The organism is Mesorhizobium sp. M7A.F.Ca.CA.002.09.1.1 (assembly GCF_003998555.1).
In the GTDB taxonomy this organism is placed as follows: Bacteria; Pseudomonadota; Alphaproteobacteria; order Rhizobiales; family Rhizobiaceae; genus Mesorhizobium; species Mesorhizobium ciceri.
Genome location: NZ_RZRR01001408.1, coordinates 1 through 819, shown reverse-complemented (window position 1 = coordinate 819; position 819 = coordinate 1). Strand labels below are relative to the sequence as shown.

Annotated in this window: 2 protein-coding genes; both read left to right on the top strand. The window is 63.7% G+C overall.

Annotated features, from left to right (window positions below; translation table 11 throughout):
* The coding region (locus EN994_RS33585) for a transcriptional regulator (RefSeq protein ID WP_127308263.1) at window positions 1–200 on the top strand (200 nt) is incomplete at its 5' end.
* Window positions 201–372: 172 nt separating this feature from the next.
* A partial coding sequence (locus EN994_RS33580) for a Gfo/Idh/MocA family oxidoreductase (protein ID WP_164746537.1) occupies window positions 373–819 on the top strand: 447 nt, incomplete at its 3' end.

Sequence of the window (819 nt, the reverse complement as noted above, 5' to 3'; positions counted from 1 at the left end):
ACGTCATGCTGGTTGCGCCCGACGACGATTCGGCGGTGCGCCGGGCGCTCGAATCGCTTGCCGCCGAAGGTTACGCCGAGGCCGAGCTCGACCAGATCGGCGACATGGACGGCATCCCCGACGAAGAGCCGCATATTTCCGCCTTCCAGGGCGCGCTCGAAGGCGAAGTGTCGATCGTTACCTTCGACGTGCCGATCTGACCCCGGTCCAGCTTTCGAATCGACTGCCGAACCGAATCGGCGACCGAGGCCTTCCCAGCCGACAAATGTGCTGCCGCTAAGGGAAGGCTGAGCTTGGCTGCTCGGCTTCGGCTTGCCCGGGGCAAGTGTTCTGATAAGAAGCCATCACCATCATCAAACAGACGGAGCGGCCATGTCCCAGCCCATCAAGATAGGCATCGTCGGCGTCGGCAAGATCGTCCGCGACCAGCACCTGCCGGCCCTGGCGAAAGACCAGGACTATCGCCTCGTCGCGGCCGCCAGCCGTCACGGCAAGGTGGATGACATCCCGAATTTCCCCACCATCGAAGCCATGCTCGACGCCGTAGCCGAGCTCGAGGCCGTCTCGCTCTGCATGCCGCCGCAATTCCGCTACGACGCGGCGCGGACGGCGCTGACGGCAAAGAAGCATGTCTTCCTGGAGAAGCCGCCAGGCGCTACTGTCAGCGAGGTCGAAGACCTCAAGACATTGGCTGCGCACAACGGCGTCTCGCTGTTCGCCAGCTGGCACTCGCGCTATGCGCCGGCCGTCGAGGCCGCACGTGCTTTTCTAAGTTCAGCCCGCATCCGCTCGGCTGCCATCAACTGGAAAGAGGATGTG